The organism is Thioclava sp. F1Mire-8, from assembly GCF_002213165.1.
In the GTDB taxonomy this organism is placed as follows: Bacteria; Pseudomonadota; Alphaproteobacteria; order Rhodobacterales; family Rhodobacteraceae; genus Thioclava; species Thioclava nitratireducens.
Window position 1 is genome coordinate 896644 of the sequence record NZ_NBNY01000001.1, and the last position, 19594, is coordinate 916237.

At 63.5% G+C, this 19594-nt stretch carries 18 protein-coding genes; 17 read left to right on the forward strand and 1 reads right to left on the reverse strand.

Annotation, left to right across the window (positions count from 1 at the left end; all coding sequences use genetic code 11):
* Window positions 1-58: 58 nt before the first annotated feature.
* From groL to B6V75_RS04265, 17 genes are all read left to right on the forward strand, one after another.
* Window positions 59-1702, forward strand: coding sequence for a chaperonin GroEL (gene groL / locus B6V75_RS04185; RefSeq protein WP_075774611.1), 1644 nt, complete (start codon window positions 59-61; stop codon window positions 1700-1702).
* Window positions 1703-1869: 167 nt separating this feature from the next.
* Window positions 1870-3009, forward strand: a complete 1140-nt coding sequence (locus B6V75_RS04190) for a hypothetical protein (protein WP_088718825.1) — start codon at window positions 1870-1872, stop codon at window positions 3007-3009.
* A 71-nt stretch (window positions 3010-3080) separates the two neighbouring features.
* Window positions 3081-3749: an HAD family hydrolase gene (locus tag B6V75_RS04195; protein ID WP_075774609.1), complete on the forward strand. Its 669-nt coding sequence runs from the start codon at window positions 3081-3083 to the stop codon at window positions 3747-3749.
* 5 nt (window positions 3750-3754) lie between these two features.
* Window positions 3755-4702: a sugar-binding transcriptional regulator gene (locus B6V75_RS04200; RefSeq protein ID WP_088718826.1), complete on the forward strand. Its 948-nt coding sequence runs from the start codon at window positions 3755-3757 to the stop codon at window positions 4700-4702.
* Between the two features lie 137 nt (window positions 4703-4839).
* A complete protein-coding gene (locus tag B6V75_RS04205) occupies window positions 4840-6159 on the forward strand; it encodes a sugar ABC transporter substrate-binding protein (RefSeq protein ID WP_075774607.1) in 1320 nt (439 codons plus the stop codon).
* 88 nt (window positions 6160-6247) lie between these two features.
* Window positions 6248-7120, forward strand: coding sequence for a sugar ABC transporter permease (locus tag B6V75_RS04210; RefSeq protein ID WP_075774606.1), 873 nt, complete (start codon window positions 6248-6250; stop codon window positions 7118-7120).
* A 4-nt stretch (window positions 7121-7124) separates the two neighbouring features.
* On the forward strand, window positions 7125-7955 hold the full coding sequence (locus B6V75_RS04215) for a carbohydrate ABC transporter permease (RefSeq protein ID WP_075774605.1): 831 nt from the start codon (window positions 7125-7127) through the stop codon (window positions 7953-7955).
* 12 nt (window positions 7956-7967) lie between these two features.
* Window positions 7968-8963, forward strand: coding sequence for an ABC transporter ATP-binding protein (locus tag B6V75_RS04220; protein ID WP_075774604.1), 996 nt, complete (start codon window positions 7968-7970; stop codon window positions 8961-8963).
* Window positions 8960-9724, forward strand: coding sequence for an L-iditol 2-dehydrogenase (locus B6V75_RS04225; RefSeq protein ID WP_075774603.1), 765 nt, complete (start codon window positions 8960-8962; stop codon window positions 9722-9724). The genes B6V75_RS04220 and B6V75_RS04225 overlap by 4 nt, the downstream gene beginning before the upstream one ends.
* 1 nt (window position 9725) lies before the next feature.
* Window positions 9726-11192, forward strand: coding sequence for a mannitol dehydrogenase family protein (locus B6V75_RS04230; RefSeq protein ID WP_088718827.1), 1467 nt, complete (start codon window positions 9726-9728; stop codon window positions 11190-11192).
* A gap of 126 nt (window positions 11193-11318) precedes the next feature.
* On the forward strand, window positions 11319-12464 hold the full coding sequence (locus B6V75_RS04235; RefSeq protein ID WP_088718828.1) for an acyl-CoA dehydrogenase family protein: 1146 nt from the start codon (window positions 11319-11321) through the stop codon (window positions 12462-12464).
* Window positions 12461-13507 (forward strand): enoyl-CoA hydratase/isomerase family protein, encoded by a 1047-nt coding sequence (locus B6V75_RS04240; protein ID WP_088718829.1) that lies wholly within the window; start codon window positions 12461-12463, stop codon window positions 13505-13507. The genes B6V75_RS04235 and B6V75_RS04240 overlap by 4 nt, the downstream gene beginning before the upstream one ends.
* Complete coding sequence (gene mmsB / locus B6V75_RS04245; RefSeq protein ID WP_075774599.1) at window positions 13504-14376, forward strand: 3-hydroxyisobutyrate dehydrogenase; 873 nt, start codon at window positions 13504-13506, stop codon at window positions 14374-14376. The genes B6V75_RS04240 and mmsB overlap by 4 nt, the downstream gene beginning before the upstream one ends.
* A gap of 108 nt (window positions 14377-14484) precedes the next feature.
* Entirely contained in the window at window positions 14485-14682 is a 198-nt protein-coding gene (locus B6V75_RS04250) for a DUF2892 domain-containing protein (RefSeq protein ID WP_088718830.1), read from the forward strand.
* A gap of 188 nt (window positions 14683-14870) precedes the next feature.
* Window positions 14871-15296 (forward strand): hypothetical protein, encoded by a 426-nt coding sequence (locus tag B6V75_RS04255; RefSeq protein WP_075774597.1) that lies wholly within the window; start codon window positions 14871-14873, stop codon window positions 15294-15296.
* 236 nt (window positions 15297-15532) lie between these two features.
* Window positions 15533-15880, forward strand: coding sequence for a hypothetical protein (locus tag B6V75_RS04260; RefSeq protein ID WP_075774596.1), 348 nt, complete (start codon window positions 15533-15535; stop codon window positions 15878-15880).
* A gap of 152 nt (window positions 15881-16032) precedes the next feature.
* Complete coding sequence (locus tag B6V75_RS04265) at window positions 16033-16464, forward strand: hypothetical protein (RefSeq protein WP_075774595.1); 432 nt, start codon at window positions 16033-16035, stop codon at window positions 16462-16464.
* 31 nt (window positions 16465-16495) lie between these two features.
* Here the strand turns inward: B6V75_RS04265 and uvrA are convergent, their stop codons facing one another.
* Window positions 16496-19357, reverse strand: coding sequence for an excinuclease ABC subunit UvrA (uvrA, locus tag B6V75_RS04270; RefSeq protein WP_075774594.1), 2862 nt, complete (start codon window positions 19355-19357; stop codon window positions 16496-16498).
* Window positions 19358-19594 lie beyond the last annotated feature (237 nt).

Below are 19594 nucleotides of genomic sequence, written 5' to 3' on the forward strand. Positions count from 1 at the left end.
TGCCCTTACCGAGATCCCCTGATATCCCAAGAACAACTCAGTCAAGGAGCCAACAAACATGGCAGCCAAGGACGTGAAATTCTCCACCGACGCCCGCGATCGTATGCTCGACGGCGTCAACATCCTCGCCGACGCGGTGAAGGTCACGCTGGGCCCGAAAGGCCGCAACGTCGTGATCGAAAAGTCGTTCGGCTCGCCGCGCATCACCAAAGACGGTGTGTCGGTCGCCAAAGAGATCGAACTTTCGGACAAGTTCGAGAACATGGGCGCGCAAATGGTGAAAGAAGTCGCCTCGCGCACCAATGACGAGGCTGGCGACGGCACCACCACCGCCACCGTGCTCGCTCAGGCGATCGTCAAGGACGGCCTGAAAGCCGTGGCCGCTGGCATGAACCCGATGGACCTCAAGCGCGGCATCGATCTCGCGACCTCGAAAGTCGTCGACGCGATCAAGAGCGCGGCCCGCCCGGTCAAGGACTCGGACGAAGTCGCTCAGGTCGGCACCATCTCGGCGAACGGCGAAGAAGCCATCGGCAAGATGATCGCCAACGCGATGCAGAAAGTCGGCAATGACGGCGTCATCACCGTTGAAGAAGCCCGCGGCATGGAGACCGAAGTCGAAGTCGTCGAAGGCATGCAGTTCGACCGTGGCTACCTGTCGCCCTACTTCGTGACCAACCCCGACAAGATGGTCGCGGAACTCGAAGACTGCTACATCCTGCTCCACGAGAAGAAGCTCTCGTCGCTGCAGCCGATGGTCCCGCTGCTCGAGCAGGTCATCCAGTCGCAAAAGCCGCTCCTCATCATCGCCGAAGACGTCGAAGGCGAAGCGCTCGCGACCCTCGTGGTCAACAAGCTGCGCGGCGGCCTTAAGATCGCAGCCGTGAAAGCACCGGGCTTCGGCGACCGCCGCAAGGCCATGCTGCAGGACATCGCGATCCTGACCGGCGGCCAGGTGATCTCGGAAGACCTCGGCATGAAGCTCGAGAACGTCGGCATGGACATGCTGGGCACCGCCAAGAAGGTGAGCATCACCAAGGACGACACCACCATCGTCGAAGGCGCTGGTGACAAGGCCGAGATCGAAGCGCGCGTCAGCCAGATCCGCACCCAGATCGAGGAAACCACCTCGGACTACGACCGCGAGAAGCTGCAAGAGCGCGTCGCGAAACTGGCCGGTGGCGTGGCTGTCATCCGCGTCGGCGGCATGACCGAAGTCGAAGTGAAAGAGCGCAAGGACCGTGTGGACGACGCTCTGAACGCGACCCGTGCGGCCGTTCAGGAAGGCATCGTTGTCGGCGGTGGCGTCAGCCTCGTTCAGGGCGCGAAAGTGCTCGCCGGTCTCTCCGGTGCGAACTCCGACCAGGAAGCCGGTATCGCGATCGTCAAGCGCGCCCTCGAAGCGCCGCTGCGTCAGATCGCAGAGAACGCCGGTGTGGACGGTGCTGTCGTGGCCGGCAAGGTCCGCGAGAGCGACGATCTGAACTTCGGCTTCAACGCGCAGACCGAAGAGTACGGCAACATGTTCGAGTTCGGCGTGATCGACCCGGCGAAAGTGACCCGCACCGCGCTCGAAGACGCGGCCTCGGTTGCTGGCCTGCTGATCACCACCGAAGCGATGATCGCCGAGAAGCCGGAGCCGAAAGGCGCTGGCGGTGCCCCCGACATGGGCGGCATGGGCGGCATGGGCGGCATGATGTAATCAGCCGTTCCCGCTTCAGGGATCTATGGGAAGGGGCGCTCCGGAAGGGGCGCCCCTTTTCACATGCGTAAATCGCAGGTTTTTATGCCCGTATTGAGCTATGTCACGTGGCCGTGAACGATTGGTGTTACACTTCCCCATCATCAATTTCGCTGGAAGGCCCGGTTATGTCGCGCAATTTCCTCGTCAAATCCCTCGCCTGCCTCGCTGTCGCTCTGGCCGCCTCGGTCGCGGCGGCCGAGGAAACTCAAGACTGGCGCTTCGGCGGCGACGCCTATCTCGCGGGCCGCACCGTGAGTGCCACGGGTGAGAACATCCACGATCTTTTCGCCGCTGGTCAGCACGTCACTATGGGTAGCCCGATCACGGGCGCGGCGCATCTCGCGGGCCAGAATATCGTGATCGGCGCACGGGTGGGCGGCGACCTTTATGCGGCGGGTCAGGATATCGACCTCGCGGCCCCGGTCGCAGGCGCGGCGACGCTCGCGGGTCAGGCGCTCACCGTCAAGGGGACGATCTCGGGCAACCTGCGCGCGATGGGGCAGCAGGTTCGGCTCGAGGCTCCTGTCGCGGGCAGCGCGGTCATCGGCGCCGACGAGGCGCTGATCGACGCCGAAATTTCGGGCGATCTCGTGCTGGGAACAAAGACCGTCACCTGGGGCGATGGCGCGACGGTCACAGGCAAGGTTCAGGTCTATACCGACACGCCCGGTGAGGTGACCGTCCCCTCCAGCGTCGCCCCGGCCGAACGGGTGAGCATTCATCAGGCGAAGGAATTCGAAGAGGCGAAGGCACGCCCTGCCCCGGCGCGCAATTACCTGATCGAGATCCGCGACTGGCTGGGCGGCGTGCTCGTGGTCGGGATCGTGGCCACGCTTCTCGCGGTCTTCGCGCCGGGCTTGATGGACCGCATGCGCCGGCGCAGCCTCGCCCATCCCTTGCGCGCGGGCCTTGCGGGGTTCGTCGGGCTCTCGGCGCTCGTGGGATCGATCTTGCTGCTTGCGATGACCGTGATCGGGCTGGTGCTGGTGCCGTTCTCGCTGCTCGGAGTGCTGGTGCTGGGCTTCGGCGGCTATATCGTGGGGATCTGGGTCATCGGCGCGTGGTTGCATGATCTGATCGGGCGCGGCCAGCCGGTCACGCCGGGCGAATGCGCCCTCGCGGCGTTCGGTGGCGCGGCGATCGGCGCGCTGATCTGGATCATCCCGTGGGTCGGTTGGCTCGGCGTGATGGCGATCTTCCTGTTCGGCGCGGGCGCGATCGCGCTTCGGGTGACCGGGATCGGTGCGCAGGAGGCCATGGTCTGACAGACCGTTCCCGCCTCTGGCCATCCCCGGTTTCGCACGCTATCGCTGCGCGAATGACAGGGGGAGGAACCATGACCGATCTGGTGATTTTCGACTGCGACGGGGTGCTGATCGATTCCGAGATCATTTCGGCGCAGATGCTGATCGACGAGCTGGCCACGCTGCAGGTGAATATCGACCTCGATTACGTCGCGCGCCATTTCCTCGGCCGGTCCTATCCCACGGTGATGAAGCAGATCCGCTCCGAGTTCGGGCTTGATCTTCCGGAGGAGTTCGAGGCGCAGTATCGCGCGCGTCTGCTCGACGCGTTCGAGCGGGACCTGCGGGTGACTCAGGGCGTGGCCGATGTGCTGGAGGCACTCGACGTGCCATGGTGCGTGGCCACGTCGTCGAGCCTGCCGCGCGCCGAACGCTCGCTCGAAATCGCAGGCCTGCGCGACCGGGTGGGCGATCGGCTGTTCACCGCGAGCGAGGTCGCCCATGGAAAGCCCGCACCCGACCTGTTCCTGCACGCGGCGGAGAAGATGGGCGCGGCCCCTGCCCGCACGCTGGTGATCGAGGACAGCCTCAACGGCATTCGTGCAGGGCTTGCGGCGGGGATGGAAGTCTGGCGTTTCACCGGCGGCAGCCATCTGGCCGGGCGCGACCTGACGCCGCCCGAGGATGCCCGTCCGCATCGCGAATTTGCGCATTTCACCGAGTTCTTCCAGAATGGACTCATCAGGGAGAAAGAGTCGTGAGCCGTATGAATGAGGCCGAAACTTCGCGCGATGACGAGGCGGCACGGGCCGGATGGCTCTATTACGTCGGCGGCATGACGCAGGACCAGATCGCCGCCGAACTTGGCGTGTCGCGCCAGCGCGCGCAGCGGCTGGTGAGCCGCGCGGTTTCAGAAGGACTGGTGCGGGTGCGGATCGAGCACAAGATCGGCGCCTGTCTGGAACTGGAAGCGGCGCTGATGCGTCGCTTCGGGCTGCAGACGGTGCGCGTCGCGCCGTCGCTGGGTGAACGCGGCGACCCGGCCACGGCCACCGCCGCTTTTGCCGCCACGCTTCTCGAACGGATCCTCGCACGGTCCGAGCCGCAGGTGATCGCCTTCGGGACAGGCCGCTCGCTCTCTGCGATGGTGAACGAGGTGATGCAGCGCCCCGCGACCGAGCACAAGATCGTCTCGCTGATCGGCAACATCGCCCCGGACGGTTCTGCCTCGTTCTATGACGTCATCATGCGGATGGCCGACAAGCTGCGCCTGCCGCATTATCCGATGCTGGTTCCGGTGATCTCGGAAACGGTGGAGGAACGTGCGATGTTCGACCGGCTCAAGCCGGTGCAGGCCGTGAAGCGGCTCGCGGCGGAGGCGGATGCGACCTTCGTCGGCGTCGGCCAGCTGGGCGAGGACGCGCCGGTGCACAAGGACGGCTTCGTCACCCTCGCCGAACTCGAGGAGCTGCGCGCGGCTGGCGGCGTGGGCGAGCTCGTGGGCTCGTTCTACGATGCGCAGGGCAACTACATCACCACTCCCACCACGACGCGTTTCGGCTCGTTCCGGATCGAGCCCAAGCGCGACGCCCCGGTGATCGGCATCGCCGCTGGCAGCTCGAAACTGGTCGCGATTCGTGCCGCTCTGGAAGGCCGGCTTCTCAACGGGCTCGTGACCGACGAGCCGACGGCTCAGGCCCTGTTGGAAGACTGACGCCGAAACAAGGCGTTAGAGACGGCGTTCATAATAAATCAAGACATCGCAGTAATTCTTGATTGACAGCTTGGGTTCTGTTTGTGAATATTTTCTCACAGTTTGGGCATATGCTCAGACCGCAAGGGAGGAAATCTATGACTTATACGATCCGGGCGCTCATGGGCGCCTGTGCTCTCGGCGCGCTTGCGACTGCTGCGGCAGCCGAGACCACCATCACCGTCGCAACCGTGAACAACGGCGATATGGTCCGCATGCAGGGCCTGATGGACGACTTCTATGCCGAGCATCCCGACATCAAGGTGGAATGGGTCACGCTGGAAGAGAACGTCCTGCGCCAGAAGGTCACCACCGACATCGCCACCAAAGGCGGCCAGTTCGACGTGCTGACTATCGGCACCTACGAGGTTCCGATCTGGGGCAAGCAGGGCTGGCTCGTGCCGCTCGACGGCATGCCCGACAGCTATGACGTGAACGACCTGCTGCCGCAGATCCGCAAAGGCCTCACCGTGGATGGCAAGCTCTATGCAGCGCCCTTCTACGGCGAAAGCTCCTTCGTGATGTATCGCAAGGACCTGATGGAAAAGGCCGGGATGGAAATGCCCGAGAAGCCGACCTGGTCCGACATCGAAAAAGCCGCTGCCGCGATGACCGACAAGGACAATGAAGTCTACGGCATCTGTCTGCGCGGCAAGGCCGGTTGGGGCGAGAACGCCGCCTTCCTGACCACGATGGACAACTCGATGGGCGGACGTTGGTTCGACGAGAACTGGCAGCCGCAATTCAACACGGCCCCGTGGAAAGAGACCATGTCGCGTTACCTCGACATGATGAACAAATACGGCCCGCCCGGCGCGTCGGCCAACGGCTTCAACGAGAACCTCGCACTGTTCCAGCAGGGCAAATGCGGCATGTGGATCGACGCCACGGTGGCTGCGTCCTTCGTGACCAACCCCAAGGACTCGACCGTGGCCGACAAGGTCGGCTTCGCGCTCGCGCCGAACAAGGAAGGCGTCGACAAGCGCGCGAACTGGCTCTGGGCCTGGTCGCTGGCGATCCCGGCGGGCACCCAGAAGGAAGACGCCGCGAAGACCTTCATCGAATGGGCGACCTCGAAGCACTATACCGAGCTCGTGGCCGAGAAAGAGGGCTGGGCGAACGTGCCCCCGGGCACCCGTACCTCGCTCTACGAGAACCCGAAATATCTCGAAGCGGCCCCCTTCGCGAAGCTGACGCTGGACTCGATCAACGCGGCTGACCCGACCAATCCGACGGTCGACCCGGTTCCCTACACCGGCGTCCAGTTCGTCGCGATCCCCGAGTTCCAGGCGATCGGCACCGCCGTCGGCCAGCAGTTCTCGGCTGCGCTCGCGGGGCAAATCTCCGGCGATCAGGCACTGCAAAACGCACAGAGCCTGACCGAGCGCGAGATGAAGAAGGCCGGTTACATCAAGTAACCAGGCCCCTCCCCGGCCGGGGCGGTCATTTTGGGTCTGACCGCCCCGTGCCTCTTTTTTTCAACTTCCGATAACCGGAGCCGGACCGATGTCCACGCAAGCCTCGCGCTCTGCCGCGCGTCTCATGATTTCGCCATCCGTCATCCTGCTGTTCATGTGGATGGCCGTGCCGCTGGGCATGACGATCTGGTTCTCGTTCCAGCGCTACAACCTGCTGATGCCCGGTCAGGGCGGCTTCGTGGGCTGGGACAATTACTATTACTTCCTCACCGATCCCGCCTTCTTCACTGCGCTCAAGAACACTTTGGTGCTGGTGGGGGGCGTGCTGCTGATCACCGTGATCGGGGGCATCCTGCTGGCGCTGCTCCTCGATCAGCCGATCTTCGGCCAGGGCATCGTACGGGTTCTCGTGATCGCGCCCTTCTTCGTCATGCCGACCGTGTCCGCACTGGTCTGGAAGAACATGCTCTACAATCCGGTGAACGGCATTTTCGCCTATATCGCCAAGGCGATAGGGCTACAGCCATATGACTTTCTCGCCCATGCGCCGATGCTTTCGATCACCATAATCGTGGCATGGCAGTGGCTGCCCTTCGCGACGCTGATCCTGCTGACCGCGCTGCAATCGCTGGATTCCGAGCAGCTGGAAGCCGCCGAGATGGACGGCGCGGGCGCCCTGTCGCGGTTCTTCTACATCATGCTGCCGCACCTCGCGCGCGCCGCGACCGTGGTGATCCTCATCCAGACGATCTTCCTGCTCTCGACCTTCGCGGAAATCCTAGTGACCACGAATGGCGGGCCGGGCAACGCGTCCACCACGCTGACCTACCTCGTCTATGTCCAGTCGCTGCTGCAATTCGACGTGGGCGGAGGCGCCGCGGGCGGTGTGATCGCCGTGATCCTCGCAAATATCGTCGCGATCTTCCTGATGCGGATGATCGGCAAGAACCTGGAGGCGTAATCCAATGGCGCGCAAAATCTCCAACCGCCGCCGCACGATCATGTCCGTGATCGCATGGGCGCTGGCCTTCGTGATCTTCTTCCCGATCCTCTGGACGATCATCCTGTCGTTCAAGACCGAGGGCGACGCGATCAAGGCCCCGTGGGACGTGCTGACCTCGGCCTGGACCGTCGATAGCTACCATCTCGTTCAGGAGCGCTCGAACTACTTCCGCCACTTCATGAATTCGGTGGTGATCTCGTTCGGCTCCACCCTGCTGGCGTTAATCGTCGCGATCCCCTCGGCCTGGGCCATGGCCTTCGTGCCGGGCAAGCGCACCAAGGACGTGCTGATGTGGATGCTGTCCACCAAGATGATGCCCGCCGTGGGGGTGCTCGTCCCGATCTACCTGATGTTCCGCGACTGGGGCCTGCTGGATACCCGGACCGGTCTGGTCATCGTGCTGTGCCTGATGAACCTGCCGATCGTGATCTGGATGCTCTTCACCTATTTCAAGGAAATTCCGAAGGACATCCTCGAGGCCGCCCGTATGGATGGCGCGACCTTGAGCGGCGAGATCCTCTACGTGCTGACCCCGATGGCCGTGCCCGGCATCGCCTCGACGCTTCTGCTCAACGTGATCCTCGCCTGGAACGAAGCCTTCTGGACGCTGAACCTGACGGCGGCGAATGCCGCCCCCCTCACCGCTTTCATTGCCGCCTATTCCAGCCCCGAAGGGCTGTTCTACGCGAAACTCTCTGCCGCCTCGACGCTGGCTATCGCACCGATCCTGATCCTCGGCTGGTTCAGCCAGAAACAGCTGGTGCGTGGCCTGACCTTCGGCGCCGTGAAATAAGGAGCTAAACCCATGGGACAGATTACCCTCAAGGGCGTCCGCAAGGCCTTCGGCGATGTCGAGGTCATCCCGCCGCTCGATCTGGAAATCAACGAAGGCGAGTTCGTCGTCTTCGTCGGCCCCTCGGGCTGCGGCAAATCCACCCTTCTGCGCCTGATCGCGGGTCTGGAAGACGTCTCGGGCGGCGAAATCGAGATCAACGGTCAACCTTCGAGCGACCTGCCCCCCGCCAAGCGCGGTCTGGCGATGGTGTTCCAGAGCTACGCGCTCTACCCGCATATGTCGGTGCGCAAGAACATCGCCTTCCCGCTGAAGATGGCAAAGCTGGACGCGGCGGCGGCCAAAGAGAAGGTCGACAATGCCGCGCGCATCCTCAACCTGACCGACTATCTCGACCGTCGCCCCGGCCAGCTTTCGGGCGGTCAGCGCCAGCGCGTCGCGATCGGTCGGGCCATCGTGCGCGAACCGGCGGCGTTCCTTTTCGACGAACCGCTGTCGAACCTCGATGCGGCGCTGCGGGTGAACATGCGGCTGGAGATCTCGGAACTGCACCAGAAGCTCAAGACCACGATGATCTACGTCACCCACGATCAGGTCGAGGCGATGACCATGGCCGACAAGATCGTCGTGCTGCAGGCCGGCCGGATCGAACAGGTTGGCTCGCCGCTGGAACTGTATCGCTCACCGCGCAACAAGTTCGTCGCGGGCTTCATCGGCTCGCCGAAGATGAACTTCATCGAGGGCGACGAAGCTGCGAAATACGGCGCCGACAGCATCGGCATCCGCCCGGAGCATATCGAGGTCTCGACGACCGAAGGCGCGTGGGAGGGCACGGTCGGCGTGTCCGAGCACTTGGGCTCCGACACGTTCCTGCATGTCGAAACGAAGCATGGCGTGATCAACGTGCGCGGCGGCGGCGAGATCGGGCTGCATTCGGGCGACAAGGTCTACCTGACCCCCGACCTCAATCAACTCCACAAATTCGACGCGCAAGGACAGGCAATCTGATGCGACTGAATGGCAAACGCGCTCTGATCACCGGGGCAGCCCGTGGGATCGGCCGCGCTTTCGCGGAGAAATACATCGCGGAAGGCGCGGAGGTCGTGATCGGCGATATCGACATCGCGCGGGCCGAGGACACCGCGGCCGAGATCGGCGCGGTCGCGCTCAAGCTCGACGTGACCGACGCGGCGAGCATCGACGCCGCGATGGAGAAGATGCGCGCCTCGGGCGGGATCGACATCCTGATCAACAACGCCGCGATCTTCACCGCCGCGCCGCTCGTGGAAATCACCCGCGAGGATTACGCCCGCGTCTTCAAGATCAATGTCGAAGGCACGCTCTTCATGATGCAGGCGGCGGCGAAGGAGATGATCGCGCAGGCCCGTGGCGGCAAGATCATCAACATGGCGTCTCAGGCCGGACGTCGGGGCGAGGCATTGGTCGCGGTATATTGCGCCTCCAAGGCCGCCGTCATCAGCCTTACGCAATCGGCGGGGCTGAACCTGATCGAACATGGCATCAACGTGAACGCGATCGCGCCCGGCGTGGTCGATGGCGAGCATTGGGACGGCGTCGATGCCTTCTTCGCGAAATACGAGAACAAACCCCTGGGCCAGAAGAAGAAAGAGGTCGGCGAGTCCGTCCCCTATGGCCGCATGGGGACCGCCGCCGACCTGACCGGCATGGCCGTTTTCCTCGCCTCGGACGAGGCCGAATACATCGTCGCCCAGACCTACAATGTCGACGGCGGAAACTGGATGAGCTGACATGACACTTTCCAACGACACCCTCTCCGAGCTTCCCGCAGACGTGGCGCGCCCCGGTTACGACCGCGCGGCGCTCACCCCCGGCATCGTTCATATCGGCTGCGGCAATTTCCACCGGGCGCATCAGGCGGTCTATCTCGACGATCTGTTCAATTTGGGCGAAGGCCATGACTGGGCGCTCATGGGCGCGGGCGTTCGACCGGGCGATGCGAAGATGCGCGATGCGGTTCTAGCACAGGACGGGCTCTATAGCGTGATCGAACTGGACCCGGCGGCGAAATCGGCCCGCGTGATAGGCTCGATGGTTGGTTTTGCCGAAGTGGCCTCCGGAAATGCGCCGCTGATCGCAGCCATGTCGCAGCCCAGCGTTCGGATCGTGTCGCTTACCGTGACCGAGGGCGGCTATTACATCGACCCGAAGACCGGCACGTTCAGCCCGACCCATCCCGACATTCAGGCCGATGCGGCCAATCCGGACCATCCCGAGACCGCGTTCGGCGCGATCATCGCCGCGCTGAAGGCGCGCCGAGCCTCGGGCGTGCCGCCCTTCACCGTGATGTGTTGCGATAACGTGCCCCATAACGGCCATGTCACGCGCGACGCGGTCTGCGGGCTGGCGGAACTTTCGGACCCGGAACTGGCCGCCTGGATCAAGACCAATGTCGCCTTTCCGAACTCGATGGTGGACCGGATCACCCCCGCCACCGGCCCGCGCGAGCGTGCGCTGGCCCAAAGCTTCGGGATCGAGGACGCCGCCCCCGTCACCTGCGAGCCCTTCCGGCAATGGGTGATGGAGGACAATTTCCCTGCGGGCCGCCCCGCGCTGGAGAAAGTCGGCGTGACCTTCACCGATGCGGTCGACCGGTTCGAGACGATGAAGATCCGTATCCTCAATGGCGGGCACGCGATCATCGCATATGCCGCAGGCCTGCGGGACATCGAATACGCGCATGAGGCGATGGCAGATGATCAGATCCGCGCCTATCTCGACAAGATCGAGACGACCGAGATCCTGCCCATCGTGCCGCCGGTGCCCGACACCGACCTGAACGATTACAAGCAGCTGATCTTGAGCCGCTTCTCGAACCCGGAAGTGGCCGACACGATCCGCCGCCTGTGCCATGACGGCTCGAACCGGCAGCCGAAGTTCATCATCACCTCGATCAGCGATTGCCTCGCTCAGGGCCGGGATTGCACCGGGCTGATCCTCGAGAGCGCGCTCTGGTGCCGCTATTGCTACGGCACCAGCGAGACCGGCGCCGAGATCGCGCCGAACGATCCGAATTGGGATCGCCTCGTCGCGCAGTCGAAGCTGGCGAAGGAGCGTCCCGCCGCGTGGCTGGAGATGTCCGAAATCTACGGCGATCTGGCCGAGAATGCCGAGGTCGTGGCGAAATTCACCGCGCTTCTTAACGACGTCTGGGCACGCGGGTCGCACTCGGTGATCGCGGATTATCTGACGGGCTGACGGCACGCTTGCACTTGCACAAGCTCCCCCTTGCAAAACTCTCGCAAGGATTCGAAATTAAACGGGTGTTCAATTCATCCGGTTGAGGTCGAGCCTTTGCCGAAAGTGAGCTCGGGGAGGAGTTTCATGGATTACGCGCTCAGCGAGGAACAGCAGGCCATTTTCGACATGGCTTTCGCCTTCGGGCAGGACGAGATCGCCCCCCATGCGGACGCGTGGGAAGAGGCTGGCACGATCCCGAAAGAGCTCTGGCCGAAAGTGGCCGAGCTGGGTCTGGGCGGCATCTACGTCTCCGAAGACTATGGCGGATCGGGCCTGTCGCGCCTCGATGCCACGCTCGTCTTCGAGGCGCTCGCGATGTCCTGCCCCGCCGTGGGCTCGTTCCTGTCGATCCACAACATGTGCGGCGGCATGATCGACAAGTTCGGCTCGGACGAGGACAAGGCGCGCTGGCTGCCCGATCTGGTCAGCATGAAAAAGGTCTTCTCCTACTGCCTGACCGAGCCGGGTTCAGGCTCGGACGCAGCGGCGCTGCGGACCAAGGCCGAGCGCTCGAACGAGGGCTGGGTCCTGAACGGCACCAAGGCGTTCATCTCGGGCGGCGGCTATTCGGATGTCTATGTGACCATGGTCCGCACCGGCGATCCGGGGCCTAAGGGCATCTCGACGGTCGTGGTCGAGGACGGTGCAAAGGGGCTCAGCTTCGGCGGGCTGGAGCGCAAGATGGGCTGGAAAGCCCAGCCGACCGCGCAGGTGCAATTCGACGATTGCCACATTCCGGCGGAGAACCTGCTGGGCGAAGAGGGCAAAGGCTTCACTTATGCGATGGCGGGTCTCGATGGCGGGCGTCTGAATATCGCGGCCTCCGCCCTGGGCGGCGCGCAGGCCGCGCTCAACAAGACGCTGGCCTATATGGGCGAGCGCAAGGCCTTCGGTAAATCGCTCGACCAGTTCCAGGCGCTGCAATTCCGCCTCGCCGATATGGAGGTGAAGCTGGAATCCGCGCGCACCTTCCTGCGTCAGGCGGCATGGAAGCTCGACAACAAGACCCACGATGCGACGAAGTTCTGCGCCATGGCTAAACTCTATGTGACGGATGCCTCATTCGATGTGGCAAACCAATGCCTGCAATTGCATGGTGGTTACGGCTATCTTGCCGATTACGGGATCGAGAAGATCGTGCGCGACCTGCGCGTGCACCAGATCCTTGAAGGCACGAATGAAATCATGCGGCTGATCGTCAGCCGCGCGATGCTGGCGGAGCGTGGATGACCGAAGAAACGATGATCGCGAGAAAGGAAGGCCACGCCGGACGGCTGACCTTCAATCGACCCAAGGCGCTCAACGCGCTCGATCACGAGATGGCCATGGCGATCGAGGCGGCGCTCGACGCATGGCGCGACGACCCGGAGGTCGATCTTGTCGTGATCGACGCAGCGGGTGATCGCGCCTTCTGCTCGGGCGGCGACATCGCCGCCGTCTACCGGGCCGGGATCGCTGGCGATTATGCACCGGGACGCGACTTCTGGCGCGACGAATACCGGATGAACGCAAAGATCGCGGAATATCCCAAGCCCATCGTCGCCTTCATGCAGGGCTTCGTGATGGGCGGCGGCGTCGGCGTCGGCGGCCATGCCAGCCACCGGATCGTGGGCGAAAGCACGCAGGTCGCGATGCCGGAAAGCGGGATCGGGCTGATCCCGGACGTGGGCGGCACGCTCTTGCTGGCGCGCGCGCCGGGCCACGTGGGCGAATATCTCGGCCTCACGGGGGCGCGAATGAACGCAACCGACGCGCTCTATGCCGGGTTCGCCGATATGTTCGTGCCCGAGGCCGATTGGGAGGAGTTGAAGACCCGGCTCATCGAGACCGGCAATATCGACACCCTGCCCCATCCGCGCACCCCGCCCGAATCTGGCAAGCTCGAGGGCCTGCGCCCCGAGATCGACCGCATCTTCTGGGCCGAGAACCTCAGCGCGATCGTCGCCAAGCTCGAGACTTCGGGCAGCGAGTTCGCCGAGAAGACCTACAAGACGGTGCTGCGCAACTCCGCGCTGTCGATGGAGGCGACGCTGCGCCTGATCCGCATGACCCGCGCCGAGAACACGATCCGCGCCGCCCTCACCCATGAGTTCCGCTTTACCTGGCGTGCGGCGGAGCTAGGTGATTTTCTTGAGGGCGTGCGGGCGCAGATCATCGACAAGGATCGCAATCCGCAATGGAAATATGCTCTGGATGCGCTGCCGGAAGAGGCGGTCGCGCAGATGCTGGAGCCGCTCGGCCCCGAATGGGCCATCTGGGAGGAGACGACATGAAAATCGCATTCATCGGGCTTGGAAACATGGGTGGGCCGATGGCGGCCAATCTGGTCGCCGCGGGTCACAAAGTGATCGGCTTCGACCTCACCGCCCCGCCGCCCGAGGGCGTGGGTCGGGCGACGACCGCAGCGGCGGCGGCGCAGGAGGCCGAGGTCGTCATCACCATGCTCCCCAACGGCCAGATCCTGCGCGACGTCGCGAAGGAAGTGATCCCGGCGATGCAGGAAGATGCGGTGCTGTGCGATTGCTCGACCGTCGATGTCGACAGCGCGAAAGCGGTCGCGGCGATGGCGGCAGAGCGCGGCCTCGGTTCGCTCGACGCGCCTGTCTCCGGTGGCGTGGGCGGCGCGACCAACGGCACGCTGACCTTCATGGTGGGTGGTGACGCGAAAAGCTTCGAGATCGTGAAGCCCCTCTTCGACGTGATGGGCCAGAAGGCCGTGCATTGCGGCGAAGCGGGCGCGGGTCAGGCGGCCAAGATCTGCAACAACATGATCCTCGGCGTGACGATGATCGCGACCTGCGAAGCCTTCGCGTTGGCCGACAAGCTGGGCCTCGACCGCGAGAAGATGTTCGACGTGGTCTCGACCTCCTCGGGTCAGAGCTGGTCGATGAACACCTATTGCCCGGCGCCGGGCGTCGGCCCGCAATCGCCCGCCGACAACGATTACAAGCCGGGCTTCGCCGCCGAGCTGATGCTCAAGGACCTGCGGCTGAGCCAGCAGGCCGCCGAGAGCGCCGATGCCGACACGCCGATGGGCAAGCTGGCCGCCGCGCTCTATTCGGCCTTCGTGGAAACCGAAGGCGGCAAGGGCCGTGACTTCTCGGCCATGCTGCCGCGTTTCGAAAAGCGCAGCCGCACCTGAATTCCGAGCGGAGGCGCGTCACCGCGCCTCCCGCAGTTAATCCTTGCCGCCTGAGTTCGCGTAACAGTATCAAGTTGCAAGGAAGCTGCGCCACGGAAAGGGCTTTGAATGTTCAAGAACAATGTCGGCGGCATCGACCGCACTCTGCGCATCGTGATCGGGCTGGCCCTGATCATCGCCTTCTTCATGACCCCGCCCGGCCCCTATCGCTGGCTTTTCTGGGTGGGGCTGATTCCGCTCGGGACCGGGTTGCTGGGCACCTGCCCGCTCTACTCGATGCTTGGCGTCAATACCTGTAAGAAGTAACCCCAGAAGCCTGATTTCGCCCCGAGGGCGAGCCGGACCCCGCCGAATGACCACGCGTCTTCGGCGGGGTCTTGCTTGTGAGAGGGTTGCGCGTGGATAAAGCCCGATTTCGCGATGGAACGGCTGGCCAGCTACGTTCATTTATATCCCAACACGCGCATGAGGCGCGTCAGGAAAGGAGAGGTCACATGAAACACCTGACCCAGCTTACCCTCGCTGCTGCCCTCGGGGCGAGCCTTCTGCCCGGGGCCGCCCTTGCTGACGGGCATGGCCACGGCAAATGGAAGAACGACCGCGGCCACGCAGAGCGCGATTACAGGGGCTGCCCGCCCGGACTGGCCAAGAAGAACAATGGCTGCCGTCCGCCCGGTCTCGCCAAGAAGAGCTATCGCCACGACGACGAGCGCGACGACGAATGGCGGGACGCGGAGCGCCGTTGGCGCCGCGGTGACCGGATCACCGGCGACTACGTCCTGATCCGCGACCCGAACCGCTACGGCCTGAACGACAATCGCACCTATTGGCGCTCCAACGGCTACGTCTATCAGGTCGACCGCCAGACCGGCGAAGTGCTCGCTCTGATCGGACTCGCGCGTTCGATCCTCGGCTACTGACTTCGCAGACGCAGCGTCACCCGCGACATAGCGCCGCATCTGAACACGAGGCCTTCACGTAAAGTGGAGGCCTTTGTGATTTGACACGAAAATATCGTAATTTTTTATTAAGCAATAACAGCAGCTTACAGCGCGCAACAGCTTTCGCTTCTACGCATGGCGGCAATGCGGAATCTGCAATGGACCTTTTCGCCGCAATGCGGCATTTGGTCCCTCAAGACGAAAGGAAAACGCGCATGACTTATCTCCCCCGTGTCGCGCTGATCGCGGTGATCGGCGCAGCTTTTACCCCGATGGCAGCTCTCGCAGATGGTCCGATGAGCGCCGCAGGTTCGAAAATGGCAGCAAGCGTCTCGGTCGCGAACCAGTCGCATGATCAGAAGCCCTCGGTTCGCAACGACCTGCTTTGGCAAGTTGGCCAGCAGATCACCGAGAACCACGTTCGCCTCCGCCAGCCCGCCGCGTTCGGCCTGAAGGCTGACGCGACCTACTGGCGCTCGTTCGGCTACATCTACGAAGTCAGCCCCGAGAGCGGCGAAGTGCTCGCCCAGGTCGGCAAGGCCACGGACATTGTCGGCTTCTGAGCCACAGTCCAGACGGAAATTGAAAAACGGGCGGAACCACTCCGCCCGTTTTTTATTGTCCTCGAAAGGTTGGAGGACAGAAAGATGTATCGATTCTCAATTTCGTTGCCCGATGACACGCGCGTGGATAGGCTTTCAAGATGAGGATCGTGATGCGCCCACTCGCCCTGATTGCGCTGACCTGCGCCCTGCCCGCCCTCGCCTCTGCCGAAGGATCGGCGCAAGGGGTTCAGGTAATGCGCGGTGGAAAGATCGACATGGGTAGCCCCGCAGCGCAGGAAGCCAAAGCTTCCGCAAAGGCCGCGCCGGAGTGCAAGACGCTCACGACGGGCGACACGTTCTGCAAGGTCGCCACGACCAATGGCACGTCACGCTGGGTACTGCAGGGTCAGATGGAGCCCGAGTTCAGCGTCGGCGATGTGTTTCCAGTCTATCAGCACTCGATGATCCTGAACCTGCGCCGCTACGATCTGCCGATCGTGACCGGCGCCTGGCGCTACTACAACGTGCGCGGCGTGATCTACAAAGTCGGCGCGGAAGACCACAAGGTCATGGAAGTCATCGGCCGCACCGCGCGGCGCTGAGCCCGCGCGCCCGCGCCCAGTGCGCGGCGGATCACTCCGCCGCGACCTTCACTCCCAGCATCTGCGCAAGGTAATGGCCGGTATGGCTGCGCGGGTTGGTGGCCACTTCTTCCGGCGTGCCGACCGCCACGATCTCGCCGCCGCCATCGCCGCCCTCGGGGCCGATATCGATGATATGATCGGCCGTCTTGATGACGTCGAGATTGTGCTCGATCACCACGACGGTGTTACCCTGCTCCACGAGGCTGTGCAGCACCTCCAGCAGTTTTCGAACATCTTCGAAGTGCAGACCGGTCGTCGGCTCGTCGAGAATGTACAAAGTGCGACCTGTGGCGCGTTTCGACAGTTCCTTGGACAGCTTCACCCGCTGCGCCTCGCCGCCTGACAGCGTCGTTGCCTGTTGGCCGACCTTGATATAGCCAAGGCCCACCTCCATCAGCGCGTCCATCTTCTCGCGGATCGAAGGCACCGCCTTGAAGAACTCCTGCGCGTCCTCGACCGTCATGTCGAGCACATCCGCGATGGACTTGCCCTTATACTGGATTTCAAGCGTCTCGCGGTTGTAGCGCTTGCCCTTGCAGGTCTCGCATTCGACATAGACGTCGGGCAGGAAGTGCATCTCGATCTTGATCACGCCGTCGCCCTGACAGGCCTCGCAGCGCCCGCCCTTCACGTTGAAGGAGAACCGCCCCGGCTTGTAGCCGCGCGCCTTCGCCTCCGGCAGACCGGCGAACCAGTCGCGGATCGGGGTGAAGGCGCCGGTATAGGTCGCCGGGTTCGAGCGCGGCGTGCGCCCGATCGGGCGCTGGTCGATGTCGATGACCTTGTCGAGATGCTCCAACCCCTTGATCGTATCGCAGGGCGCGGGCGTCTGACGCGCACCATTGAGCCGCATCGAGGCGGTCTTGAACAGGGTCTCGATGGTGAGCGTGGACTTGCCCCCGCCCGAAACGCCGGTGACGCAGACGAACTTGCCGAGCGGGAACTCGGCCGTGACGTTCTTGAGGTTGTTGCCGGTCGCACCCACGACCTTGAGCTTCTTCTTGTTGCCCTTGCGCCGCTCGGTCGGGACCGCGATCTCGCGCGTGCCGGACAGGTATTGCCCGGTCAACGACGCCGGATCGGCGGCAATCTCTTCGGGCGTGCCGCGCGAAACGACCTGACCGCCATGCACGCCGGCGCCCGGGCCGATATCGAAGACGTAATCGGCATGGCGGATCGCATCCTCGTCATGCTCCACAACGATCACCGTATTGCCCTGATCGCGCAGGTTTTTCAGCGTCTGGAGGAGGCGGTCGTTGTCGCGCTGGTGCAGGCCGATCGACGGCTCGTCGAGCACGTAGAGCACGCCCGTCAGGCCCGAACCGATCTGCGAGGCCAGCCGGATCCGCTGGCTCTCGCCGCCCGACAGAGTGCCCGCCGCACGGCTCATGGTCAGGTAATCGAGACCCACATTCACGAGGAAGCCGAGGCGTTCGCGGATTTCCTTGAGGATCGCCGTCGCGATTTCGTTCTTCTGGTGCGAGAGGCTGCCCGGCACGGTGGCGACCCACTCATGGGCCTCCTTGATCGACATCTCGACCACGTGGCCCACATGCTTGCCGCCGATCTTCACGGCGAGCGCTTCGGGCCGCAGGCGGTAGCCGCCGCAGGCGTGGCAGGGACGGTTGTTCTGATAGCGCTCCATCTCCTCGCGCGACCAGGCAGAGTCGGTCTCGCGGTAGCGGCGCTCCATGTTCGGGATGATCCCCTCGAAGGTGCGGCTGACCTCGTAGACGCGGCCGCCCTCGTCGAAGCGGAACTTGATCTCTTCATCGCCCGAGCCGCGCAGGAACAGCTCCTGCACGTTTTCCGGCAGATCCTTCCACGGCTTTTTCGGATCGAAGCCGTAATGTTTCGACAGCGCCTCGATCGTCTGGGTGTAATAGGGCGATTTCGTCCGCGCCCAGGGGGCCAGCGCCCCGCCCTGCACCGAGAGCGTCACGTCGGGCACCATCAGGCGCTCGTCGAAGAACAGTTCGACGCCGAGGCCGTCACAGACCGGACAGGCCCCGAACGGCGCATTAAACGAGAACAGGCGCGGTTCGATCTCGGGGATCGTGAAGCCCGACACCGGACAGGCGAAGTTTTCCGAGAAGGTCGTGCGTTCGGGCTCCCCCTCGCCTTCGCGCGGCGCGCTCTCGAAGATCGCGATGCCGTCGGCGAGGTCGAGCGCGGTGCGGAAACTGTCGGCCAGCCGCGTCTCCATCCCCTCGCGCACGACGACGCGATCCACGACCACGTCGATGTTGTGGCGGAATTTCTTGTCGAGCGTCGGCGGTTCTTCCAGCTCGTAGAACTCGCCATTCACCTTCACGCGCTGAAAACCTTGCTTGCGCAGCTCGATGAATTCCTTGCGATATTCGCCTTTGCGGTCGCGCACGATCGGGGCGAGCAGATAGCCGCGCGTGCCCTCCTCCATCTGCATCACGATATCGACCATATCCTGCACCTGCTGCGCCTCGATCGGCTCGCCGGTGGCGGGCGAATAGGGCGTGCCCGCGCGGGCGTAGAGCAGACGCAGGTAGTCGTAGATTTCGGTCACGGTGCCGACGGTGGAGCGCGGGTTCTTCGATGTCGTCTTCTGCTCGATCGAGATCGCAGGCGACAGACCCGAGATGTGATCGACGTCGGGTTTGCCCATCATGTCGAGGAACTGGCGCGCATAGGCGCTCAGACTTTCGACATAGCGGCGCTGCCCTTCGGCATAGATCGTGTCGAAGGCCAGCGAGGATTTCCCGGAGCCCGACAGCCCCGTGATCACCACGAACTGGTCGCGCGGAATATCGACATCCACGCCCTTGAGATTGTGCTCGCGCGCGCCGCGCACTTCGATGAACTTCAGTTCAGCCATCCACGCCCCCTTTATCACCAGCCCTAGATAGGTGTTTCCCCGCGAGTCTCCAATCCAAATCTGCGAACGAAATGTGAACTTTCTGCATGGCGGCAATGTCGCGCGTATCCGTCGTGCCGCTTGCACGCCTCGCAGCCCGATCAAAATTGCGGCAATTGGGCATTAAATTCCATTTCTTGAATGTATTTTCGACGGGTTTCGCGCTATCACTCTTGAAAGCGGTCCGGTATTTGCCAC